Here is a 19,215-nt window from a genome sequence, read left to right as displayed (position 1 = left end):
CAGTCTTTTTGTCAATCATGGCAACTTTTCCTGGCCGCCCCCGGTTATGTCGGTTCTCTCGCCTGTTATTAATGTAGCGGGTAATGTCCCATTTCAAAAAGGGGAAAGGGAGAGGCATGCTGATGTCTAAAATCAGAATGCCCCCGGAGTTCTGTTTATGGATGAGAACCTACAGCTGCTTGTGTCCTGCCAGAATTTTCAGGCCAATGATACCCGCCAGAATCAGTCCGAAACAGGCAATGCGTAACAGGCCCTTATCTTCATTTAAGTAAATTATTCCGTACGCTGCTGTCCCTAAAGCACCAATCCCGACCCAGACCGCATAAGCGGTTCCTACAGGAATAGTCCGTGTTGCCAGGGACAAAAAGTACATGCTCACACCGATAAATGTCAGGCAAAAAATACTGGGGTAGATCCGGGTAAATCCCTCAGTCCGGAGCATTGACGCGGCATAAAAGACTTCGGCTATGCCGGCAATCACCAGATACATCCATCCATTCATAAAACTCCTTTAACGGCTCATCAAAACCAGCAATATTGTGGGCAATGTTAACTCTGTTTTTAAGCAGGGGATCATCAGCATCAACCGCGAAACCCTTTCCGGCACAGGAAAAAATCGCTGCCTGCGTCGGGTTAACTGCCTGGGCCCAGTTTTTTTAACCTGAAATAGGTGGCCCTGGATATGCCGGTTTTCTCCATCACCAGTTTAATGGGCGTTTCGTGCCGGATAAGCTCCAGTGCGGCGGCCGATTTGTGATGAGGTTTCCGTCCAAACCTGACGCCTGCCGCCATGGCGATGACCCGGCCTTCGTTTGTGCGCTCCAGGATCCGCTCCCGCTCAGCTTCAGCAACGGCAGCAAGGATCTGAATGACCATTTTACCCATCGTGCCTTCAGTACTCAGTCCATTCTCCAGAAACCGGATGGCTATTCCCTTTTTATAGCAGGCATCAACAATGTGGATCATATCCGCTGTGTTGCGGCCAAGCCGGTCCATTTTGGTACACATGATAATGTCATCTTTTTCGGCACGGGCAAGCAGCCGTTGTAACCCTTCACGTTCGTCCGTGGCGCCCGACATCATGTCAGTAAAAATCCGGTCATCTCTGACGCCTGAAGATTTCAGCTCCATGATCTGCGCCGTCAGTTTCTGATGGCTCGTTGATACCCTTGCATATCCCAGTAATGCCATATTGGTCTCACAAATCGATACTGATACTGCGTAGTATCATAAAGCATAAAACACGATTTTTGATACTCATGTAAGCACGCACTTTAAAAGGTCTCAAAACTTATAATATCTGAGACTATCAAAATTTGAGCAGAGCGATACCCTTACGAAAGGATGCGGGATGAGTGACGGTTTTCTGACCAGTGAACAGACCGAAAACTACGGACGGTATGCCGCCGAGCCTAACGAGGTTCAGCTGGCCCGGTATTTTCATCTTGATGAACGCGATCTTGTTTTTATTAATCAGCGCCGGGGGAAACATAACCGATTTGGGATTGCCCTTCAGCTAACCACGGCCCGTTTTCTGGGAACCTTCCAGACCGATCCCTTGCAAATACCTCCCGGCGTCCGAAATTACGTTGCATTACAGCTGAACATTCATCGCCCTGAGATCATGGCCCGATACGCCCAGAGAGAGAATACCCGTTGGGAGCATCAAAGGCTGATCAGGCAACACTCTGACTACCATGATTTTGGCGATTTCCCCTGGTCGTTCAGACTGAAACGTCTGCTTTATATCCGCACATGGCTCAGTAACGAGCGCCCCGGTCTGATGTTCGATTTTGCCACGGCATGGTTGCTCCAGAATAAAGTATTGTTGCCCGCAGCCTCAGCGCTGACGAGGCTCATTGGCGAAATTCGTGAGCGGGCAAGCAGGCGTTTGTGGCGCAGACTGGCTGCATTACCTGACAGCTGGCAGACTGAGCAACTGGCCGGTCTGCTTGTCATACCGGAAGGACAGCGGGTTTCCGTGATGGAGCAGATACGAAAAGGGCCCGTCAACGTCAGTGGTCCGGCCTTTACTGACGCACTTCAGCGCTACACACGCCTGCGCAGCCTGGAGTTTTCCCGGCTGAATTTTGCCGGGCTGCCTGCAATTCAACTCCGCAACCTGGCTCGTTATGCTGGCATGGCTTCGGTAAAATATATCGCCAGAATGCCGGAGGAACGGCGGCTGGCCATCCTGACCGCGTTTGTTAAAGCACAGGAAATTTTGGCACTCGATGAGGCTGTCGATGTTCTGGATCTGCTGATCCTCAATATCACGCGTTCAGCGAAGCAAACCGGGCAGAAAAAACGGCTCAGAACGCTCAAAGATCTTGATCGCGCGGCGCTACTTCTGGCACATGCATGTACGCTTTTACTGGATGATAAAATGGATGACGCAGCGCTGCGTCAGACTATTTTCAGCCACGTACCAAAGAACCGGCTGGCGGAATCCGTAGGTAAAGTCAATGAGCTTGCCCGCCCGCAGGACACAAATTTCCAGGATGAAATGGTCGAGCAATATGGACGGGTTAAGCGCTTTCTGCCAGCGATGCTGCGTGATTTACATTTTCAGTCTGCCCCTGCCGGCGAAAATACGCTATCGGCCATACATTACCTGGCCGAACTGAGTGGTTCGAAAAAACGCCTCCTGGAGAATGCGCCTGAGCAGATCATTACAGGTCCCTGGAAACGTCTGGTGTACGACTCCGAAGGCCGGATACAGCGTGCAGGATACTCATTGTGCCTGCTGGAACGCCTTCAGGATTCGCTGCGTCGCCGCGATATCTGGCTGGAGAACAGCGATCGCTGGGGCGATCCGCGTCAGAAGTTTCTTCAGGGGAAAGAATGGCAGGCTCAGCGGATCGCCGTATGCCGGGCGCTTGGACACCCCACCGATGGTGGAAATGCCGTTAAACAGCTGGCAACCGAACTGGACGAAACCTGGAAAACGGTGGCCTCACGCTTTGAGCTGAATGCTGCCGTGAGCATCTGTCATCAGGGTAAATATCCGTCCCTGACCATCAGCAGTCTGGAAAAACTGGAAGAACCGCAGCCGCTGATTCTTCTGAACAGCCGCGTCAGGCAGCTGGTCCCCCCTGTTGATCTGACAGAGCTGCTGCTTGAAATTGACGCCCGGACTGGTTTTACCCGCGAATTCACTCATGTGAGTGAGTCTGAAGCCCGTGCTCAGGATCTTAACATCAGCCTGTGTGCCGTACTGCTCGCTGAAGCCTGCAATATCGGACATGAACCGCTGATCAAACACAGTATTCCGGCACTGACCCGCCACCGTCTGAGCTGGGTAAAACAAAACTACATTCGGGCTGAAACGCTGGTCAGCGCTAATGCCCGGTTGGTCGATTTTCAGTCCACGCTGGAACTGTCTGAGCGCTGGGGCGGCGGAGAAGTGGCTTCTGCAGATGGGATGCGCTTTGTCACTCCTGTAAAAACGCTGAACTCTGGCCCTAACAGAAAATACTTTGGCTCAGGGCGTGGGATCACCTGGTACAATTTTGTTTCTGACCAGTATTCCGGCTTTCACGGCATCGTTATCCCCGGTACGTTGCGTGACTCTATCTTTGTGCTGGAAGGGCTTCTGGAGCAGCAGACGGGGCTGAATCCGGTGGAGATTATGACGGACACTGGAGGGTCCAGCGACATTATCTTTGGCCTGTTCTGGCTGCTGGGCTACCAGTTTTCGCCCCGCCTGGCAGATGCCGGTGAGGCGGTATTTTGGCGTGCAGATAAAAATGCGAACTACGGGGTACTGGATGAGCTGGCGCGGGGATGCGTTGAACTGTCAAAGATAGAAACCCAATGGGATGAAATGATGAGGGTTTCCGGTTCTCTGAAGCTGGGTACAGTCCACGCCTCAGAACTTGTGGGCTCGCTTTTAAAAAGTTCCCGTCCGTCAGGGCTGGCGCAGGCGATTATGGAGGTGGGACGGGTCAACAAGACGCTGTACCTCCTCAACTACATTGATGATGAAGAATATCGTCGCAGGATACTGACTCAGCTTAACCGGGGAGAAGGCCGTCACGCCGTGGCAAGGGCGATCTGTTACGGCCAACGTGGTGAGATTAGAAAACGTTACCGTGAGGGGCAGGAGGATCAACTGGGTGCGCTGGGGCTTGTCACTAACGCAGTTGTATTGTGGAACACGCTTTATATGCAGGAAGCGCTATCACATTTGCGCAGCGCTGGTGAGATCCCGGAAGACGAGCATATCTCACGCCTGTCGCCACTGATGTACGGTCATATCAACATGCTGGGACATTATACGTTCACGCTGCCGGAAAATATTCTGAAGGGAGAGTTGAGGCCATTAAATTTCAATTCAAACAATGAATTATTGCCTTAACGTGGTTTTTTACACGATTGAACCTCGAACCCCGGTATAGATTATTCTCCGCGCAGTTGGCGGCGTTTTGGTCAATGTGTGCACTCTGGAAGCCAGGAACGGGATACACCACATCGGTATTCATCCGCGTGCTGTAACAGATAGCGCACCGCGCCGCGCTTTTGTCCATTATCTTAGCCTGAACTTTGTCAGGAATTGCTTTTCTGTTGGTCATTTAGGGCTTTGTTGAATAAATAAGATTTCGTGCGAACGACCCTGTAGCTGGCTGGATTTTCAGGCAATACGCACGCTTTCTGGCATCCCAGCCTTTGTCATCCTGTTCAACGCACGCACCATGGCCATAGCTTCCGCTACCTGACCATCGTAGTCACGCAGCGTCAGTGAATCTCCCAACAACTGCTTCATTCTGTACATTGCCGTTTCCGCTATCGAGCGACGGTTATATTCCGTTGTCCATTTCCACCGTGCATTGCTTCCGCTCAGCCGCTGATTAGCAACGGCACGGTTGCGGTCTGCGTACTCACCGGGCCAGTAACCTGCTCCTTTTCGGGGAGGAATAAGCGCGCTGATTTTTTTGCGGCGCAGTTCATCGTGACAGAGCCGGGTATCGTAAGCCCCGTCTGCCGCGGCTGCCCTGATTTTTCTGTGAGTCTGCCGGATAAGGCCCGGGAAGGCTTCTGAGTCCGTGACGTTATTCAGCGACAGGTCTGCACAGACAACTTCATGTGTGTTGCTGTCAACAGCAAGATGCAACTTTCGCCAGATACGACGGCGCTCTTTGCCGTGCTTTCTGACTTTCCATTCGCCTTCACCAAAGACCTTCAGCCCGGTGGAATCAATCACCAGGTGTGCGATTTCACCCCGGGTGGACGTTTTGAAACTGACATTAACCGACTTTGCCCGCTTACTGACACTGGTGTAATCCGGGCAGCGCAACGGAACGTTCATCAGGGCAAAAATGGAATCAATAAAACCCTGCGCAGCCCGCAGGGTCAGCCGGAATACGCGTTTAATCACCAGAACGGTGGTGATGGCGAGATCAGAATAGCGCTGGGGCCTTCCTCGTGATGAAGGCGTTGCCGACTCATACCAGGCCTGAATGGCCTCATCATCCAGCCAGAAAGTGAGGGAGCCACGGTTGATGAGAGCTTTGTTGTAGGTGGACCAGTTGGTGATTCTGAACTTTTGCTTTGCCACGGAATGGTCTGTGTTGTCGGGAGGATGCGTGATCTGATCCTTCAACTCAGCAAAAGTTCGATTTATTCAACAAAGCCATTTTTCGCATCAAAAACAACTTGTCTTGTTTTATAGTCTTCTAATACACGCTTCCAAAAATCTGATTTTCCACCATTGGTACCTATAATATCTCGTCTCTGAACCGCGTTACCGTTTGGATGCGGTTTTATATCTGTCAGGTGGGATGCAAATACAATTCTTAGTGCGTCTAAGCACCATTGCTCAAATTCATTAGCCCCTTCATTTCCTGTCGGTATTTGATCCAGATGAGTGGTTATTTGACCTATTGTTTTATTTCTAATGGCTGAATTATCGGAAACAACATTGATATCATATTCGTCATTTATTTCCTCAGCTTCCTCTGGAGCAAGAGCGTTGCGATTTAAATTCAAACCAAGCCAATAACATGGATGAATTAATAGTTTTTCACTGCTTTCAAAACCTTTATCTGGGGTTCGTCCATCATGGCAAAATGAATAAGATGAAGTGTTTTTATCACGTATACCCACAAATCCTACGCTATACAAACTTTGGAGGATTCCACTAGCTTTTAGTAATTGTATTTCAGAGATTATTTTGGGGTCTTCATTTTCTTCTATTGATTCGAAAGATGCTTCTATTTTTTTTAAGCAAGTGTAGACTGTTAATTCAGGTTCAATACTACGGAATGCGCTAGTTATAACTTGTATTGAAGGAAAGATCTTCTGGTACTCCTTCCAAAGGTCTTCAAGCCTGGCCATGGAAATTGACTTGGCTGCATATTCTAGATCAGTGTTAATAATGGTTTCTCGACTCTCTCTAAATGCGGAGAAAAAAGCTTCATTTAACAATGACAGTAAATCTCTGGGGCGGTAAAGGGTAAATTGCAAGCATCGTTTAAAACCACTCCTTCCTTTGAGGTCATCGGCTGTACACCTATCCCAAACCCGTTGATCTTTCTCAATATCTAGATTAAATGCCACTTTCATTCTTTTAGCCGATAGCATTAAGAGTTGTGCCCAATCCCAATGCAGCCTTATGACTTGCCCCTCTATATTTCTTGAGTAGTCAGGATCTTCCTTTGATAGCGATCTAAATATATTATCTCTTAAAAAAATGATTGGGCGAATGCATTTTGCTTTTTGATTTAATTCAATTGAGGCATATGCCAGACCAGCTATGATTCCGATTCCTATATTATCCGGTTCATATGCTTCATCTAGCTTATCCATCAATATGACAATTTTCCTGTCTGAGCGCTCAAGAAGTGAAACTATATTGCCTTCGATTTCTGAAATATTCAAATTAAATTGAAGGTCACCAATTGATTCTTCAGGATTGTTTTCATCTAAATATTCTTTTGCTACAATCCTACACTTTCTTAAAATATCACCTTGTGCAGCATTCCATTTCTTTAAATGCTCATTCAACAATGTTTCTGTCGAAATTTGAGATGATAATTTATAATGAGAAGATATATATGATGCTATCTCCATTAACATAGCATATCGCCATAATAACCTTGTGGCTGCCCTGGCTAAATTGAATGAGCCTGTAAATGGCTTCAACATTGATCTAAAGCCAATTATTTGAGTGTCGTCTGGTGAAAAACTTAGGATTAATATTTTTTTATCTTTCTTCCAATGCTCATTTAGCTGAATGAATAAAGCACTTTTACCAGTCCCTCGTCTGCCTACAACAATAGTTCGGTCATCTGTTTCAATTAAAGTTCTAAAGTCAGCAGTTTCGATGAAAGCACTGCTCAACATTTTCTTATCATTTTCTGCTGTTGTATCGCCAAACGGATTAGACTTTGAAGTAATATTAAATTCCATATTCAACCTTTTATATTAGTTGCTTTCATTTATTACTTTATATACTGTTGAACGAGCAATATTCATTGTTTTTGATATGTGTGAGGCTCCTAAACCTTGTTTCCACATATTTAATATCGCACCTCTGTTTATTTTTCTTTTTCTACCGAACACAACTCCCTTTGCCATTGCTTCTTGGCGACCTTCATTTGTTCGTTCTAATATTCTTTGACGTTCGGCTTGAGCTACAGCAGATAGAATAGTGACCACCATTTTTCCCATGTCACCATCAGTACTGATTCCGTCATCGATAAACCGGACAGCTACGCCCTGAGCGTCGAATGCTTTAATTAACTGGATCATATCGGCAGTGTCACGGCCAAGACGGTCGAGCTTCTTCACCAGAATGGCGTCACCATCCTCCACCTTCATGCGCAGCAGATCAAGCCCCGGACGATCAACTGAACTGCCGGATGCCTTATCAGTAAAGATACGATTTGCTTTCACACCTGCTTCTTTGAGCGCCCTGATCTGAATATCGAGCGACTGCTGACTAGTTGATACCCGTGCGTAACCAAAAAGGCGCATAAAAATGTATCCTAAATCAAATATCGGACAACAGGTGTCTGTTATAACAAAAAATCTATTTAATAGACACATAAACAACACCATTTTAGTATGTCCGATAATTTATAATATTTCGGACGGTTGCGAAATTGTTAATTTATGACCATCAGGCAGGGAGGCCGATATGCCCGTCGATTTTCTGACCACGGAGCAGGAACTGAATTATGGTCGCTATGTTGCAGAACCCAATGACGTGCAGCTGGCGCGCTATTTTCATCTTGATGAGCGGGATCTTGCCTTCATTAACCAGCGACTGGGAAGGCATAACCGGCTGGGAATTGCGCTTCAGCTCACCACCGCCCGTTTTCTGGGCTCTTTTCTGACAGATTTAACCCGGGTTCTGCCGGGTGTTCAGCATTTTGTCGCGGTACAGCTTAACATCCGCCGTCCGGAAGTCCTTTCCCGCTACGCAGAACGGGATACTACCCTCAGAGAGCATACTGCGCTGATTAAGGAATATTACGGTTACCATGAATTTGGCGATTTCCCCTGGTCTTTCCGCCTGAAGCGCCTGCTGTATACCCGCGCATGGCTCAGTAATGAGCGACCCGGCCTGATGTTTGATTTTGCCACCGCGTGGCTGCTTCAGAATAAGGTCCTGCTGCCCGGAGCAACCACACTTGTGCGTCTCGTCAGTGAAGTACGCGAACGGGCAAATCAGCGACTGTGGAAGAAACTGGCCGCGTTGCCGGACAGCTGGCAGACCGCCCGCGTGACGGAGCTGCTGGACATTCCTGAGGGGCAGCGTATTTCACCGCTGGAGCAACTGAAAAAGGGACCTGTCACCGTCAGCGGCCCGGCATTTACCGAAGCGCTGGAGCGGTATATCCGGCTGCGAAACCTGGAGTTTTCCCGACTGAATTTTACCGGTCTGCCTGCTATACAACTGCGTAATCTGGCCCGTTACGCAGGCATGCCGTCGGTAAAATATATCGCTTGAATGCCACAGCAGAGAAAACTGGCCGTACTCACCGCATTCGTTAAAGCACAGGAGACTGCGGCGCTGGATGAAGCCGTTGATGTGCTCGATATGCTGATACTGGATATCACTCGTGCGGCGAAGAAAACGGGGCAGAAAAAGCGACTCAGGACGCTTAAAGATCTTGACCGTGCTGCGCTACTACTGGCGCGGGCATGTTCATTGTTGCTGGATGAGCAGGCTGACGATGCTGAACTGAGGGAGACAATATTCAACAGCATACCGAAAAGCAGGCTGGCAGAATCCGTCAGTAAGGTAAATGAGCTGGCCCGGCCTCAGAACAACAATTTCCATGACGAAATGGTGGAGCAGTACGGGCGGGTAAAGCGTTTTCTTCCGGCGGTATTGCGCGACCTGCATTTCCAGGCGGCGCCAGCCGGAGAACATACGCTGTCCGCTATTCATTATCTCACCGAACTGAACGGCTCGAAACAGCGCATCCTGGACGATGCGCCTGAACATATTATTACCGGCCCCTGGAAACGTCTGGTATACGATGCGGAGGGCCGGATACAGCGTGCCGGTTACTCTCTTTGTCTGCTGGAGCGCCTTCAGGATGCACTACGTCGACGGGACATCTGGCTCGAAAACAGCGATCGCTGGGGAAATCCCCGCGAGAAGCTGTTGCAGGGGGAAGAATGGCAGGCTCAGCGGGTCCCCGTTTGCCGGGCGCTGGGACATCCCACTGATGGACATAAAGGCGTGCAACAGCTGGCGGTCCAGCTGGATGAAACCTGGAAAGCCGTCGCATCCCGCTTTGAAGGAAATGCGGAGGTTCATATTTGCTATGACGGTAAACATCCTTCCCTGACTATCAGCAGCCTGGAGAAACTGGAGGAGCCACCATCGTTGCATCGTCTCAACAGTCGGGTAAGGCAGCTACTCCCGCCAGTAGATTTGACGGAACTGTTGCTTGAAATAGATGCCAGAACGGGATTTACACGTGAGTTTACGCATGTCAGTGAATCCGGGGCCCGGGCGCAGGATCTGCACATCAGCCTGTGGGCGGTCCTGATGGCAGAGGCCTGCAATATCGGACTGGAACCGCTGATAAAGCACAACATACCGGCGCTGACGCGCCACCGGCTCAGTTGGGTGAAACAGAATTACCTCCGGGCGGAAACGCTGGTCAGCGCCAATGCCCGTCTGGTTGATTTTCAGTCCACACTGGAGCTTGCTGGCCGCTGGGGTGGTGGCGAAGTGGCCTCAGCTGACGGCATGCGCTTTGTCACGCCGGTGAAAAACGTCAATTCAGGGCCTAACAGAAAATATTTTGGTTCCGGACGTGGTATCACCTGGTACAACTTCGTCTCTGATCAGTACTCTGGATTCCACGGCATTGTTGTCCCCGGCACATTACGAGATTCCATTTTTGTGCTGGAAGGCCTTCTGGAGCAGCAGACAGGGCTGAATCCGGTTGAGATCATGACGGACACAGCCGGTACCAGCGACATTATTTTTGGCCTCTTCTGGCTGCTGGGATACCAGTTTTCCCCCCGGCTTGCCGATGCCGGTGAAGCGGTATTCTGGCGGGTGGATAAATCGGCAAATTACGGTGCACTGGACGAACTGGCACGTGGTTGTGCCGATCTGTCGAAAGCCGAGGATCAGTGGGATGAGATGATGCGAACCGCCGGTTCGCTGAAACTGGGCACCATTCATGCTTCAGAACTCATTCGCTCTTTGCTGAAAAGCTCGCGTCCATCAGGACTGGCACAGGCGATCATGGAAGTGGGGCGCGTCAACAAGACGCTGTACCTTCTAAATTATATTGATGATGAAGATTATCGTCGGCGGATCCTGACGCAGTTAAACCGGGGAGAAGGCCGCCATGCTGTGGCGAGGGCGATCTGCTACGGGCAGCGCGGTGAGATCAGAAAGCGCTATCGTGAAGGTCAGGAAGATCAACTGGGTGCTCTGGGCCTGGCCACTAACGCAGTGGTGCTGTGGAACACACTTTATATGCAGGAAGCCCTGAGCTGGATGCGCAGTAATGGAGAGGAAACCGGTGGTGAAGATATCGCCAGGTTATCCCCACTGATGCACGGACATATCAATATGCTGGGGCATTATACGTTCACGCTACCGGAGGATATTTTGAAGGGGGGAACTGAGAGCATTAAATTTCAATTTAAACAATGAATTACCTTCTTAGCGTACGTTTTCGTTCCATTGGCCCTCAAACCCCTGGTACAGTCAGTGAACCAACGTAAATCACATATCCACCTTTTCCACCCATATCTTTTGCAAGTTCATCTATATTGGCCTGAGCATATTTTTCGCTATCAATAGTTTCCACATCCCATTGAGCTATCTGCTTATCAGGGGACTCATGAGACAACACAACAATACCTTTATCCCGGGCTTTTTTTAATACAGGCTCCAGAACCGTTGCATCATTTGGTACAACGATAATTGCATTAACATTTTTAGCAATAAGGTCCTCAATGACTTTAACTTGTTGAGCCGGATCCGGGGTTGCTGGCCCTGTCTGATAGGCATTAACATTGAGTTTATCGGCAGCTTCCTTTACGCCAACCCCCATCCGGTTAAACCATGGGATACCATTGACTTTTGCAACCAAGGCAATTTCATATTTCTCTGCTGCGAATACTGAACCGGAAAAAATATATGCTGAAGACATAGCTACGCTAAGCAATGCAATTTTAAGTTTCATATTTTTGCCTTTCTGAACTGTAGGGGGTGGATGTCATGGAAAGATTACCGGTAAAGGGAATAGCTCAGGAAGTCAGGATTACGTAATTGTGAGTTATGCACATTAATGTTAAAATTCATGATTTTTTATGTTGATTTTGTGTTAAATCATGAGGGATTGATGGGGGAAGACAAAATAAAATGTTAATTAATGGTGGTTTTAAATCATATTATTTAACCATTTGATAACATTTCAGGGGTTTTAGGTGATGCCCGAATACAGCGAATTTAAGTCATAAAATTAATTTTTTATTTCGCATGTCTCATTAGTAATTTTTATCACCATAGATAAGTCTGCTGACCGGGGAACCAGCATGCGGAAAAAAGATATGTGATTTGCAGGGGTATACACCGATACGTGCATCAGCGACTGACAACGTCTCTTACTGGTAATGAGGAGCAGGGTGGAAAAATACTTTTTCTGCAAAGTCGTGAACCCCATCTGGGGGTGTTATCTGCCTTCACAGAGATGTTGCCGGAACACAATAATGAACAGGCCGGATTATGCTATCCGGCCTGTTGTGTCAACTTGGTGATTTTTCGACAAATAGATTGAGATGGTAGCGGTAGCTGTCGAGGAACCGGGATTTACATGCATCATTCATACTGCCGGTGACCTGTTCAACGTCCACTTTCCGCCCTTGTGAGTTCATCTGGGCCAGACTTAATGCAATAAAATCAAAATCTTTTGGATGAAACTTTTCTACGTGGTGTATTGCCTGCATATTCCTCCCTTTTAATCGCCATGAAGAGTAAGGTTTATGCTCTGCTATTTTCAGTATGGCCCAGCCTCTCGATATTCTCCTGCAGAGTCGCGAAAACTGTGAGGCCAGCCGCAGATTTTGTACTTTAGGGCGTTTCCTGCCGCCGCAATCCGCCTGTCAGGCCGTCTGGTGGAGGTAAATGCTGCCATGAAGTTGCAACCCAGAATGATTGAGCTGTCATCAGGCGTATGTTTTATTTTTTTATGGCTTTGTTGAATAAATCAGATTTCGGGTAAGTCTCCCCCGTAGCGGGTTGTGTTTTCAGGCAATACGCACGCTTTCAGGCATACCTGCTTTCGTCATTTTGTTCAGCGCTCGTACCAGGGCCATAGCCTCCGCAACCTGACCATCGTAGTCACGCAGCGTCAGTGAACCCCCGAACAGCTGTTTTACCCGGTACATCGCCGTTTCCGCTATCGAGCGACGGTTGTAATCTGTTGTCCATTTCCACCGCGCATTACTCCCGGTCATTCGCTGATTAGCCACTGCACGGTTACGGTCTGCATATTCACCGGGCCAGTAACCCGCACCTTTTCGGGGAGGGATAAGCGCGCTGATTTTCTTACGCCGCAGTTCATCGTGACAGAGCCGGGTGTCGTAAGCGCCGTCTGCCGATGCTGCCCTGATTTTTCTGTGAGTCTGCCGGATAAGACCCGGGAAGGCTTCTGAGTCCGTCACATTGTTCAGCGACAGGTCAGCGCAGATGATTTCATGTGTTTTACTGTCAACGGCGAGATGCAGCTTACGCCAGATACGGCGGCGTTCCTGGCCATGCTTTTTGACTTTCCACTCGCCTTCACCGAAGACCTTCAGCCCGGTGGAATCAATTACCAGGTGTGCGATTTCACCCCGGGTGGGCGTTTTGAAACTGACATTAACCGACTTTGCCCGCCTGCTGACACAGCTGTAATCCGGGCAGCGTAGCGGAACGTTCATCAGAGAAAAAATGGAATCAATAAAGCCCTGCGCAGCGCGCAGGGTCAGCCTGAATACGCGTTTAATGACCAGCACAGTCGTGATGGCAAGGTCAGAATAGCGCTGAGGTCTGCCTCGTGAAGAAGGTGTTGCTGACTCATACCAGGCCTGAATAGCTTCATCATCCAGCCAGAAAGTTATGGAGCCACGGTTGATGAGGGCTTTATTGTAGGTGGGCCAGTTGGTGATTTTGAACTTTTGCTTTGCCACGGAACGGTCTGCGTTGTCGGGAAGATACGTGATCTGATCCTTCAACTCAGCAAAAGTTCGATTTATTCAACAAAGCCTTTTTTTATATACGATCTGACGAATTCAGCAGAAGGAAACTCATCATTCGTGACGAAATAAAAATTAGTTTCCCCATTAATATAGAAATGAGTGTTTACTCACAGAAAGAAAATCAGGAGTAATTATTCTGAAGACAGATAATATAGAAGTCGTACAGCGCATTTAACTCACTTCTCAGGAGGTTAATCACTCTCTATTTGTGGACAACCGACATGTCTTAAGGCTCTGGAATAACGTGTTGATATTTCGATGCGTAGCATGCAGCGGAATATTACCGGATCAATAAAGCAGGAAGAGGCGTTTTAATTCTTTCCGCAGGATGATAGTAGGGTGACTGCCATGTCTGATTATAATGAAAAAAGTGCGATCTCCGCACTTCTCGCAGGTCATTGTTCCGATCCATTTTCCGTGCTTGGCATGCACTCAACCGATGCGGGTCTGGAAGTGCGCGCATTATTACCCGATGCCACCGATGTATGGGTGATTGAACCGAAAACCGGGCGCAAAGTCGGTAAACTCGAATGCCTCGACACACGCGGGTTCTTTAGCGGCGTTCTGCCGCGCCGGAAAAATCCTTTTCGTTACCAGCTGGCCGTCACCTGGCACGGTCAGCAAAACCTGATTGACGACCCCTATCGCTTTGGCCCGCTGCTGCAGGAGCTTGATGCCTGGCTGCTCGCTGAAGGGACTCATCTGCGGCCCTACGAGACGCTGGGAGCCCATGCCGACACCATGGACGGCGTCACCGGGACGCGTTTTTCCGTCTGGGCGCCGAACGCCCGTCGTGTGTCGGTGGTCGGACAGTTCAACTACTGGGACGGCCGCCGCCACCCGATGCGTCTGCGCAAAGAGTCCGGCATCTGGGAGCTGTTTGTCCCCGGCGCGCATAACGGCCAGCTGTATAAGTTCGAGCTGATTGACGCCCACGGCCACCTGCGGGTGAAATCCGACCCGTATGCCTTTGAGGCACAGATGCGCCCGGAAAGCGCGTCGCTTATCTGCGGCATGCCGGAAAAGGTCGAACAGCCACAGTCCCGTCAGCAGGCCAACCAGTTTGATGCACCGATTTCGATTTATGAAGTGCACCTTGGCTCGTGGCGCCGCCACGCCGATAACCATTTCTGGCTCAGCTACCGCGAGCTGGCGGACCAGCTGGTGCCTTACGCGAAGTGGATGGGCTTCACCCATCTGGAGCTGCTGCCGGTAAACGAACATCCGTTCGACGGCAGCTGGGGCTATCAGCCCACCGGGCTGTACGCGCCGACCCGCCGTTTTGGTACCCGTGAAGACTTCCGCTACTTCCTGAATGCTGCCCATGCCGCGGGTCTGAACGTGATCCTCGACTGGGTGCCGGGCCACTTCCCGTCGGATGACTTTGCGCTGGCATCGTTCGACGGCACCGCGTTGTATGAACACAGCGACCCGCGAGAAGGTTATCACCAGGACTGGAATACGCTGATCTACAACTACGGTCGCCGTGAAGTCAGCAACTTTCTGGTCGGGAACGCGCTGTACTGGATTGAACGCTTCGGGATCGACGCCCTGCGCGTGGATGCGGTTGCGTCAATGATCTACCGCGACTACAGCCGCAAAGAGGGGGAGTGGGTGCCCAATGAGTACGGCGGCCGGGAAAACCTCGAAGCGATTGAATTTCTGCGCAATACCAACCGTGTGCTCGGTGAGCAGACGCCGGGAGCGGTCACGATGGCGGAGGAGTCCACCGACTTCGCCGGGGTTACACGACCGTCTTCGACGGGCGGTCTTGGCTTCTGGTTCAAATGGAACCTCGGCTGGATGCATGACACCCTCGACTATATGCAGCTCGATCCCATCTATCGTCGTTATCATCACGACAAGATGACCTTCGGGATGCTCTACAACTACACCGAAAACTTCGTGTTGCCGCTGTCACACGATGAAGTGGTTCACGGCAAAAAATCGATTCTTGACCGGATGCCTGGCGATGCCTGGCAGAAGTTCGCCAACCTGCGCGCCTACTACGGCTGGCTGTTTGCCTTCCCCGGTAAAAAGCTGCTGTTTATGGGCAACGAGTTTGCCCAGGGGCGGGAGTGGAACCACGACGCCAGCCTCGACTGGCATCTGCTGGAAGGGGGCGACAACTGGCATCACGGGGTGCAGCGTCTGGTGCGCGATCTGAACCATACCTATCGCCACCATAAGGCACTGCACGAACTGGATTTTGACCCCTACGGCTTTGAATGGCTTGTTGTGGATGACCATGAACGGTCGGTGTTTATCTTTGTCCGTCGCGATAAAGCCGGGAACGAGATAATCGTGGCGAGCAACTTCACGCCAGTACCGCGTCACGGCTATCGCTTCGGGATTAACCAGCCGGGGCGCTGGCGTGAAGAGCTGAACACCGACTCGATGCACTACCACGGGAGCAACACCGGCAACGGCGGCTGCGTGGCAAGCGAGGCGATCGCCAGCCACGGTCGGGAGCATTCGCTGTCGGTGACTCTGCCGCCGCTGGCGACAATCTGGCTGGTACGGGAATCTGCAGGGCAATAAAACGCGCAGCTGATTTATTGCAGCTGACTTATTACCGGAGGTGATCACTTCTGAATTATTTTGCAGAAGAGTGAGGCTTTTTCTTCATTATTTTCTTTTATGGCTTTTATTTAATAGCAGGACATTATTATGAGTAAACTTGAATATACTGACAACTTAATGCTGTCGCGCCAGTTACCGCTTAAATCCGTGGCCCTGATCCTCGCCGGCGGACGTGGCACACGATTAAAAGACCTGACCACTATTCGCGCAAAACCTGCGGTGCATTTCGGCGGTAAATTCAGAATTATTGATTTTGCTTTATCGAATTGTATTAACTCCGGAATAAGACGTATCGGGGTCATTACACAATATCAGTCCCATTCACTGGTGCAGCATATTCAACGCGGCTGGGCATTCTTTAACGAAGAAATGAATGAGTTCGTGGATTTATTACCGGCGCAGCAGCGGGTGCATGGTGAGAACTGGTATCGGGGGACGGCGGATGCCGTGACCCAGAATCTGGATATTATCCGCCGCTATGATGCGGAATATGTCGTTATTCTGGCCGGGGACCATATCTATAAACAAGATTATTCGCGGATGCTGCTCGATCACGTTGAAAAAGGGGCGCGCTGTACCGTGGCCTGCCTGCCGGTCCCGGTTGAAGAGGCAAGCGCTTTTGGCGTCATGGCCGTGGATGAGAATGACAAAATCATTGAATTTGTTGAAAAACCGGCTAATCCGCCCACCATTCCTGGCGATGAAACCCGCTCGCTTGCCAGTATGGGCATTTATGTGTTTGATGCGGAATATCTCTACCAGCTGCTGGAAGACGACGATCGGGATGAACACTCCACCCATGATTTTGGCAAAGATATTATTCCCAGGATAACGGCGGCAGGTGAAGCGTATGCGCATCCGTTCCCGCGCTCCTGCGTTCAGTCGGATAATAATGCCGAGCCATACTGGCGCGATGTCGGAACCCTGGAGGCGTACTGGAAAGCGAATCTGGATTTAGCCTCAGTAGTGCCAGAGCTGGACGTTTATGACCGTAACTGGCCTATCCGTACCTATGTCGAATCGCTGCCCAGCGCCAAATTTGTTCAGGACCGTTCCGGCAGTCATGGCATGACCATGAATTCTCTGGTCTCCGGCGGCTGTATTATTTCTGGCTCGGTGGTGGTGCAGTCGGTTCTATTTTCCAGAGTTCGGATTAACTCGTTCTGTAATATTGATTCGTCGGTTTTATTACCGGGCGTCTGGGTCGGTCGCTCCTGCAGGATAAGACGCTGCGTGATCGACCGGGGATGCGTTATTCCGGAGGGGACGGTGATTGGCGAAAATGCCGTTGAGGATGCGCGACGCTTTTATCGTTCGGAAGAAGGCATCGTTCTGGTTACCAAAGAAATGCTGGACAAACTTGAGGTATGAGCCCATTTGCGGAAAAAGCGTGTCCGGCGGCAGAGAAAATATTGCCCTGTCGCGGGTCGTCTCTGTGGCTGAATAATAAGGAGCATACATGCAAGTTTTACATGTAGGAGCAGAGATGTTCCCGCTGTTAAAAACGGGCGGACTGGCCGACGTCACCGGCGCGCTCCCGGCGGCGCAAATTGCCGAGGGGCTGGATACCCGCGTGCTGCTGCCTGGGTTTCCGGCGATCCGCAACGGGGTTCAGGATCCGCAGGTGGTGGCCAGCAGGGAGACATTCGCCGGGCGGATGACGCTGCTGTTTGGCCATTTTAACGGTGTGGGCATCTATCTGATTGATGCCCCGCATCTCTATGACCGGACGGGTAATCCTTATCATAACCAGCAGATGCAGGATTATCCTGATAACGTCCTGCGTTTCGCGTTGCTGAGCTGGGTCGGGGCCGAGCTTGCCGGTGGTCTTGACCCGTTCTGGCGTCCTGAAATCGTCCACGCCCATGACTGGCACGCGGGTCTCACCCCGGCTTATCTGGCCACCCGCGGCAACCCGGCCAAATCGGTGTTTACGGTGCACAACATTGCCTATCAGGGGTTGTTTCAGGCCCGGCATATGGCGGAGATCGCGTTACCGTGGTCGTTCTTCCAGATGCACGGGGTGGAGTTTAATGGGCAAATCTCCTTCCTTAAGGCGGGTCTCTATTTCGCTGACCATATCACCACCGTCAGCCCGACATATGCCCGTGAAATTACCGAACCACAGTACGCGTTTGGTCTGGAAGAGCTGCTGCGGCAACGTCAGCGGGAAGGGCGACTGTCGGGGATCCTGAACGGGGTTGACAAAAATATCTGGGATCCGCGCCGCGATCCGCTGCTGGCAGCGCCTTACGACCAGAATTCACTGGCGGAGAAAGCGAAGAACAAGCAGCAGCTGCAGACGTCGCTGGGGCTGAAGGCGGACGATCGGGCGCTGCTGTTCACCGTTGTGAGCCGGCTGACCAGCCAGAAGGGGCTGGATCTTCTGTTTGGCGCGCTGCCGGGAATTATATCTAAGGGAGGGCAGCTGGCGCTGCTGGGATCCGGGGACCCGGATTTGCAGGCCCGTTTTCTGACCGCCGAGGCGCAATACCCCGGGCAGGTGAGTATCCGGATCGGCTACGACGAGGCGCTGTCGCATCAGATGATTGGCGGCGCCGACGTCATCCTGGTGCCCAGCCGTTTTGAACCCTGCGGTCTGACCCAGCTTTATGGTCTGCGCTACGGCACATTACCGCTGGTTCGCCGTACCGGCGGACTGGCGGATACCGTCGCCGACTGTTCGCTCGAAAACCTTGTTGACGGGCTCGCGACCGGATTTGTGTTTACCGACAGCGAGACGGAATCGTTATTACATGCTATCCACCGGGCCAGTGTCCTGTGGTCGCGTCCCTCGCTGTGGCGTTACGTGCAGCGGCAGGCGATGAGCATGGATTTTAGCTGGCAAAGTGCCGCAAAGTCTTTCCACCTGTTGTATCAGCGTATTATTTAATTGCTACGGAT

11 protein-coding genes and 2 pseudogenes are annotated in these 19,215 nt (G+C 50.7%); 5 read left to right on the top strand and 8 right to left on the bottom strand.

The features are described 5' to 3' along the window. Positions 1-169 precede the first annotated feature (169 nt). Positions 170-502: a DMT family transporter gene (locus LGM20_RS25915; RefSeq protein WP_004118538.1), complete on the bottom strand. Its 333-nt coding sequence runs from the start codon at positions 500-502 to the stop codon at positions 170-172. 131 nt (positions 503-633) lie between these two features. Beyond that, complete coding sequence (locus tag LGM20_RS25910; RefSeq protein ID WP_004118540.1) at positions 634-1,191, bottom strand: recombinase family protein; 558 nt, start codon at positions 1,189-1,191, stop codon at positions 634-636. Positions 1,192-1,351: 160 nt separating this feature from the next. On the opposite strand from LGM20_RS25910, the gene LGM20_RS25905 reads away from it, so the two are divergent. Further along, positions 1,352-4,360: a Tn3 family transposase gene (locus LGM20_RS25905; RefSeq protein WP_004118541.1), complete on the top strand. Its 3,009-nt coding sequence runs from the start codon at positions 1,352-1,354 to the stop codon at positions 4,358-4,360. A gap of 273 nt (positions 4,361-4,633) precedes the next feature. On the opposite strand, the gene LGM20_RS25900 is transcribed toward LGM20_RS25905, so the two are convergent. From LGM20_RS25900 to LGM20_RS25890, 3 genes are read right to left on the bottom strand one after another with little or no spacing between them, the layout of a single operon-like run. Next, complete coding sequence (locus LGM20_RS25900) at positions 4,634-5,602, bottom strand: IS5 family transposase (protein ID WP_000654811.1); 969 nt, start codon at positions 5,600-5,602, stop codon at positions 4,634-4,636. Positions 5,603-5,619: 17 nt separating this feature from the next. Then, on the bottom strand, positions 5,620-7,410 hold the full coding sequence (locus LGM20_RS25895) for a P-loop ATPase, Sll1717 family (protein ID WP_224222716.1): 1,791 nt from the start codon (positions 7,408-7,410) through the stop codon (positions 5,620-5,622). Positions 7,411-7,425: 15 nt separating this feature from the next. After that, positions 7,426-7,977, bottom strand: a complete 552-nt coding sequence (locus LGM20_RS25890) for a recombinase family protein (RefSeq protein ID WP_019706028.1) — start codon at positions 7,975-7,977, stop codon at positions 7,426-7,428. A gap of 163 nt (positions 7,978-8,140) precedes the next feature. Here LGM20_RS25890 and LGM20_RS25885 point away from each other — a divergent pair. Continuing rightward, positions 8,141-11,150: pseudogene (locus LGM20_RS25885) on the top strand (Tn3 family transposase). Between the two features lie 33 nt (positions 11,151-11,183). Here the strand turns inward: LGM20_RS25885 and LGM20_RS25880 are convergent. The 3 genes and pseudogenes from LGM20_RS25880 to LGM20_RS25870 form a co-directional block, all read right to left on the bottom strand. Beyond that, a pseudogene (locus tag LGM20_RS25880) lies at positions 11,184-11,672 on the bottom strand (substrate-binding domain-containing protein); the annotation flags it as partial. Between the two features lie 562 nt (positions 11,673-12,234). Further along, positions 12,235-12,435, bottom strand: coding sequence for a hypothetical protein (locus LGM20_RS25875; RefSeq protein WP_022631502.1), 201 nt, complete (start codon positions 12,433-12,435; stop codon positions 12,235-12,237). Between the two features lie 300 nt (positions 12,436-12,735). Further along, on the bottom strand, positions 12,736-13,704 hold the full coding sequence (locus LGM20_RS25870) for an IS5-like element IS903B family transposase (protein WP_013815099.1): 969 nt from the start codon (positions 13,702-13,704) through the stop codon (positions 12,736-12,738). Between the two features lie 372 nt (positions 13,705-14,076). On the opposite strand from LGM20_RS25870, the gene glgB reads away from it, so the two are divergent. The 3 genes from glgB (at position 14,077) to glgA (ending at position 19,204) form a co-directional block, all read left to right on the top strand. Continuing rightward, positions 14,077-16,269 carry a 1,4-alpha-glucan branching enzyme gene (gene glgB / locus LGM20_RS25865; protein WP_004099052.1) on the top strand — a complete coding sequence of 731 codons (2,193 nt, stop codon included), beginning with the start codon at positions 14,077-14,079 and terminating at the stop codon, positions 16,267-16,269. 129 nt (positions 16,270-16,398) lie between these two features. Continuing rightward, positions 16,399-17,682, top strand: coding sequence for a glucose-1-phosphate adenylyltransferase (gene glgC / locus LGM20_RS25860; RefSeq protein ID WP_004099051.1), 1,284 nt, complete (start codon positions 16,399-16,401; stop codon positions 17,680-17,682). A gap of 88 nt (positions 17,683-17,770) precedes the next feature. Next, a complete protein-coding gene (gene glgA / locus LGM20_RS25855; RefSeq protein WP_009653212.1) occupies positions 17,771-19,204 on the top strand; it encodes a glycogen synthase GlgA in 1,434 nt (477 codons plus the stop codon). Positions 19,205-19,215: the final 11 nt, after the last annotated feature.

The sequence above is a fragment of the Klebsiella quasipneumoniae subsp. quasipneumoniae genome (assembly GCF_020525925.1).
Classification (GTDB): Bacteria; Pseudomonadota; Gammaproteobacteria; order Enterobacterales; family Enterobacteriaceae; genus Klebsiella; species Klebsiella quasipneumoniae.
Note: the sequence above shows the minus strand (reverse complement) of the source record. Positions and strands in the feature narration are given on the sequence as shown.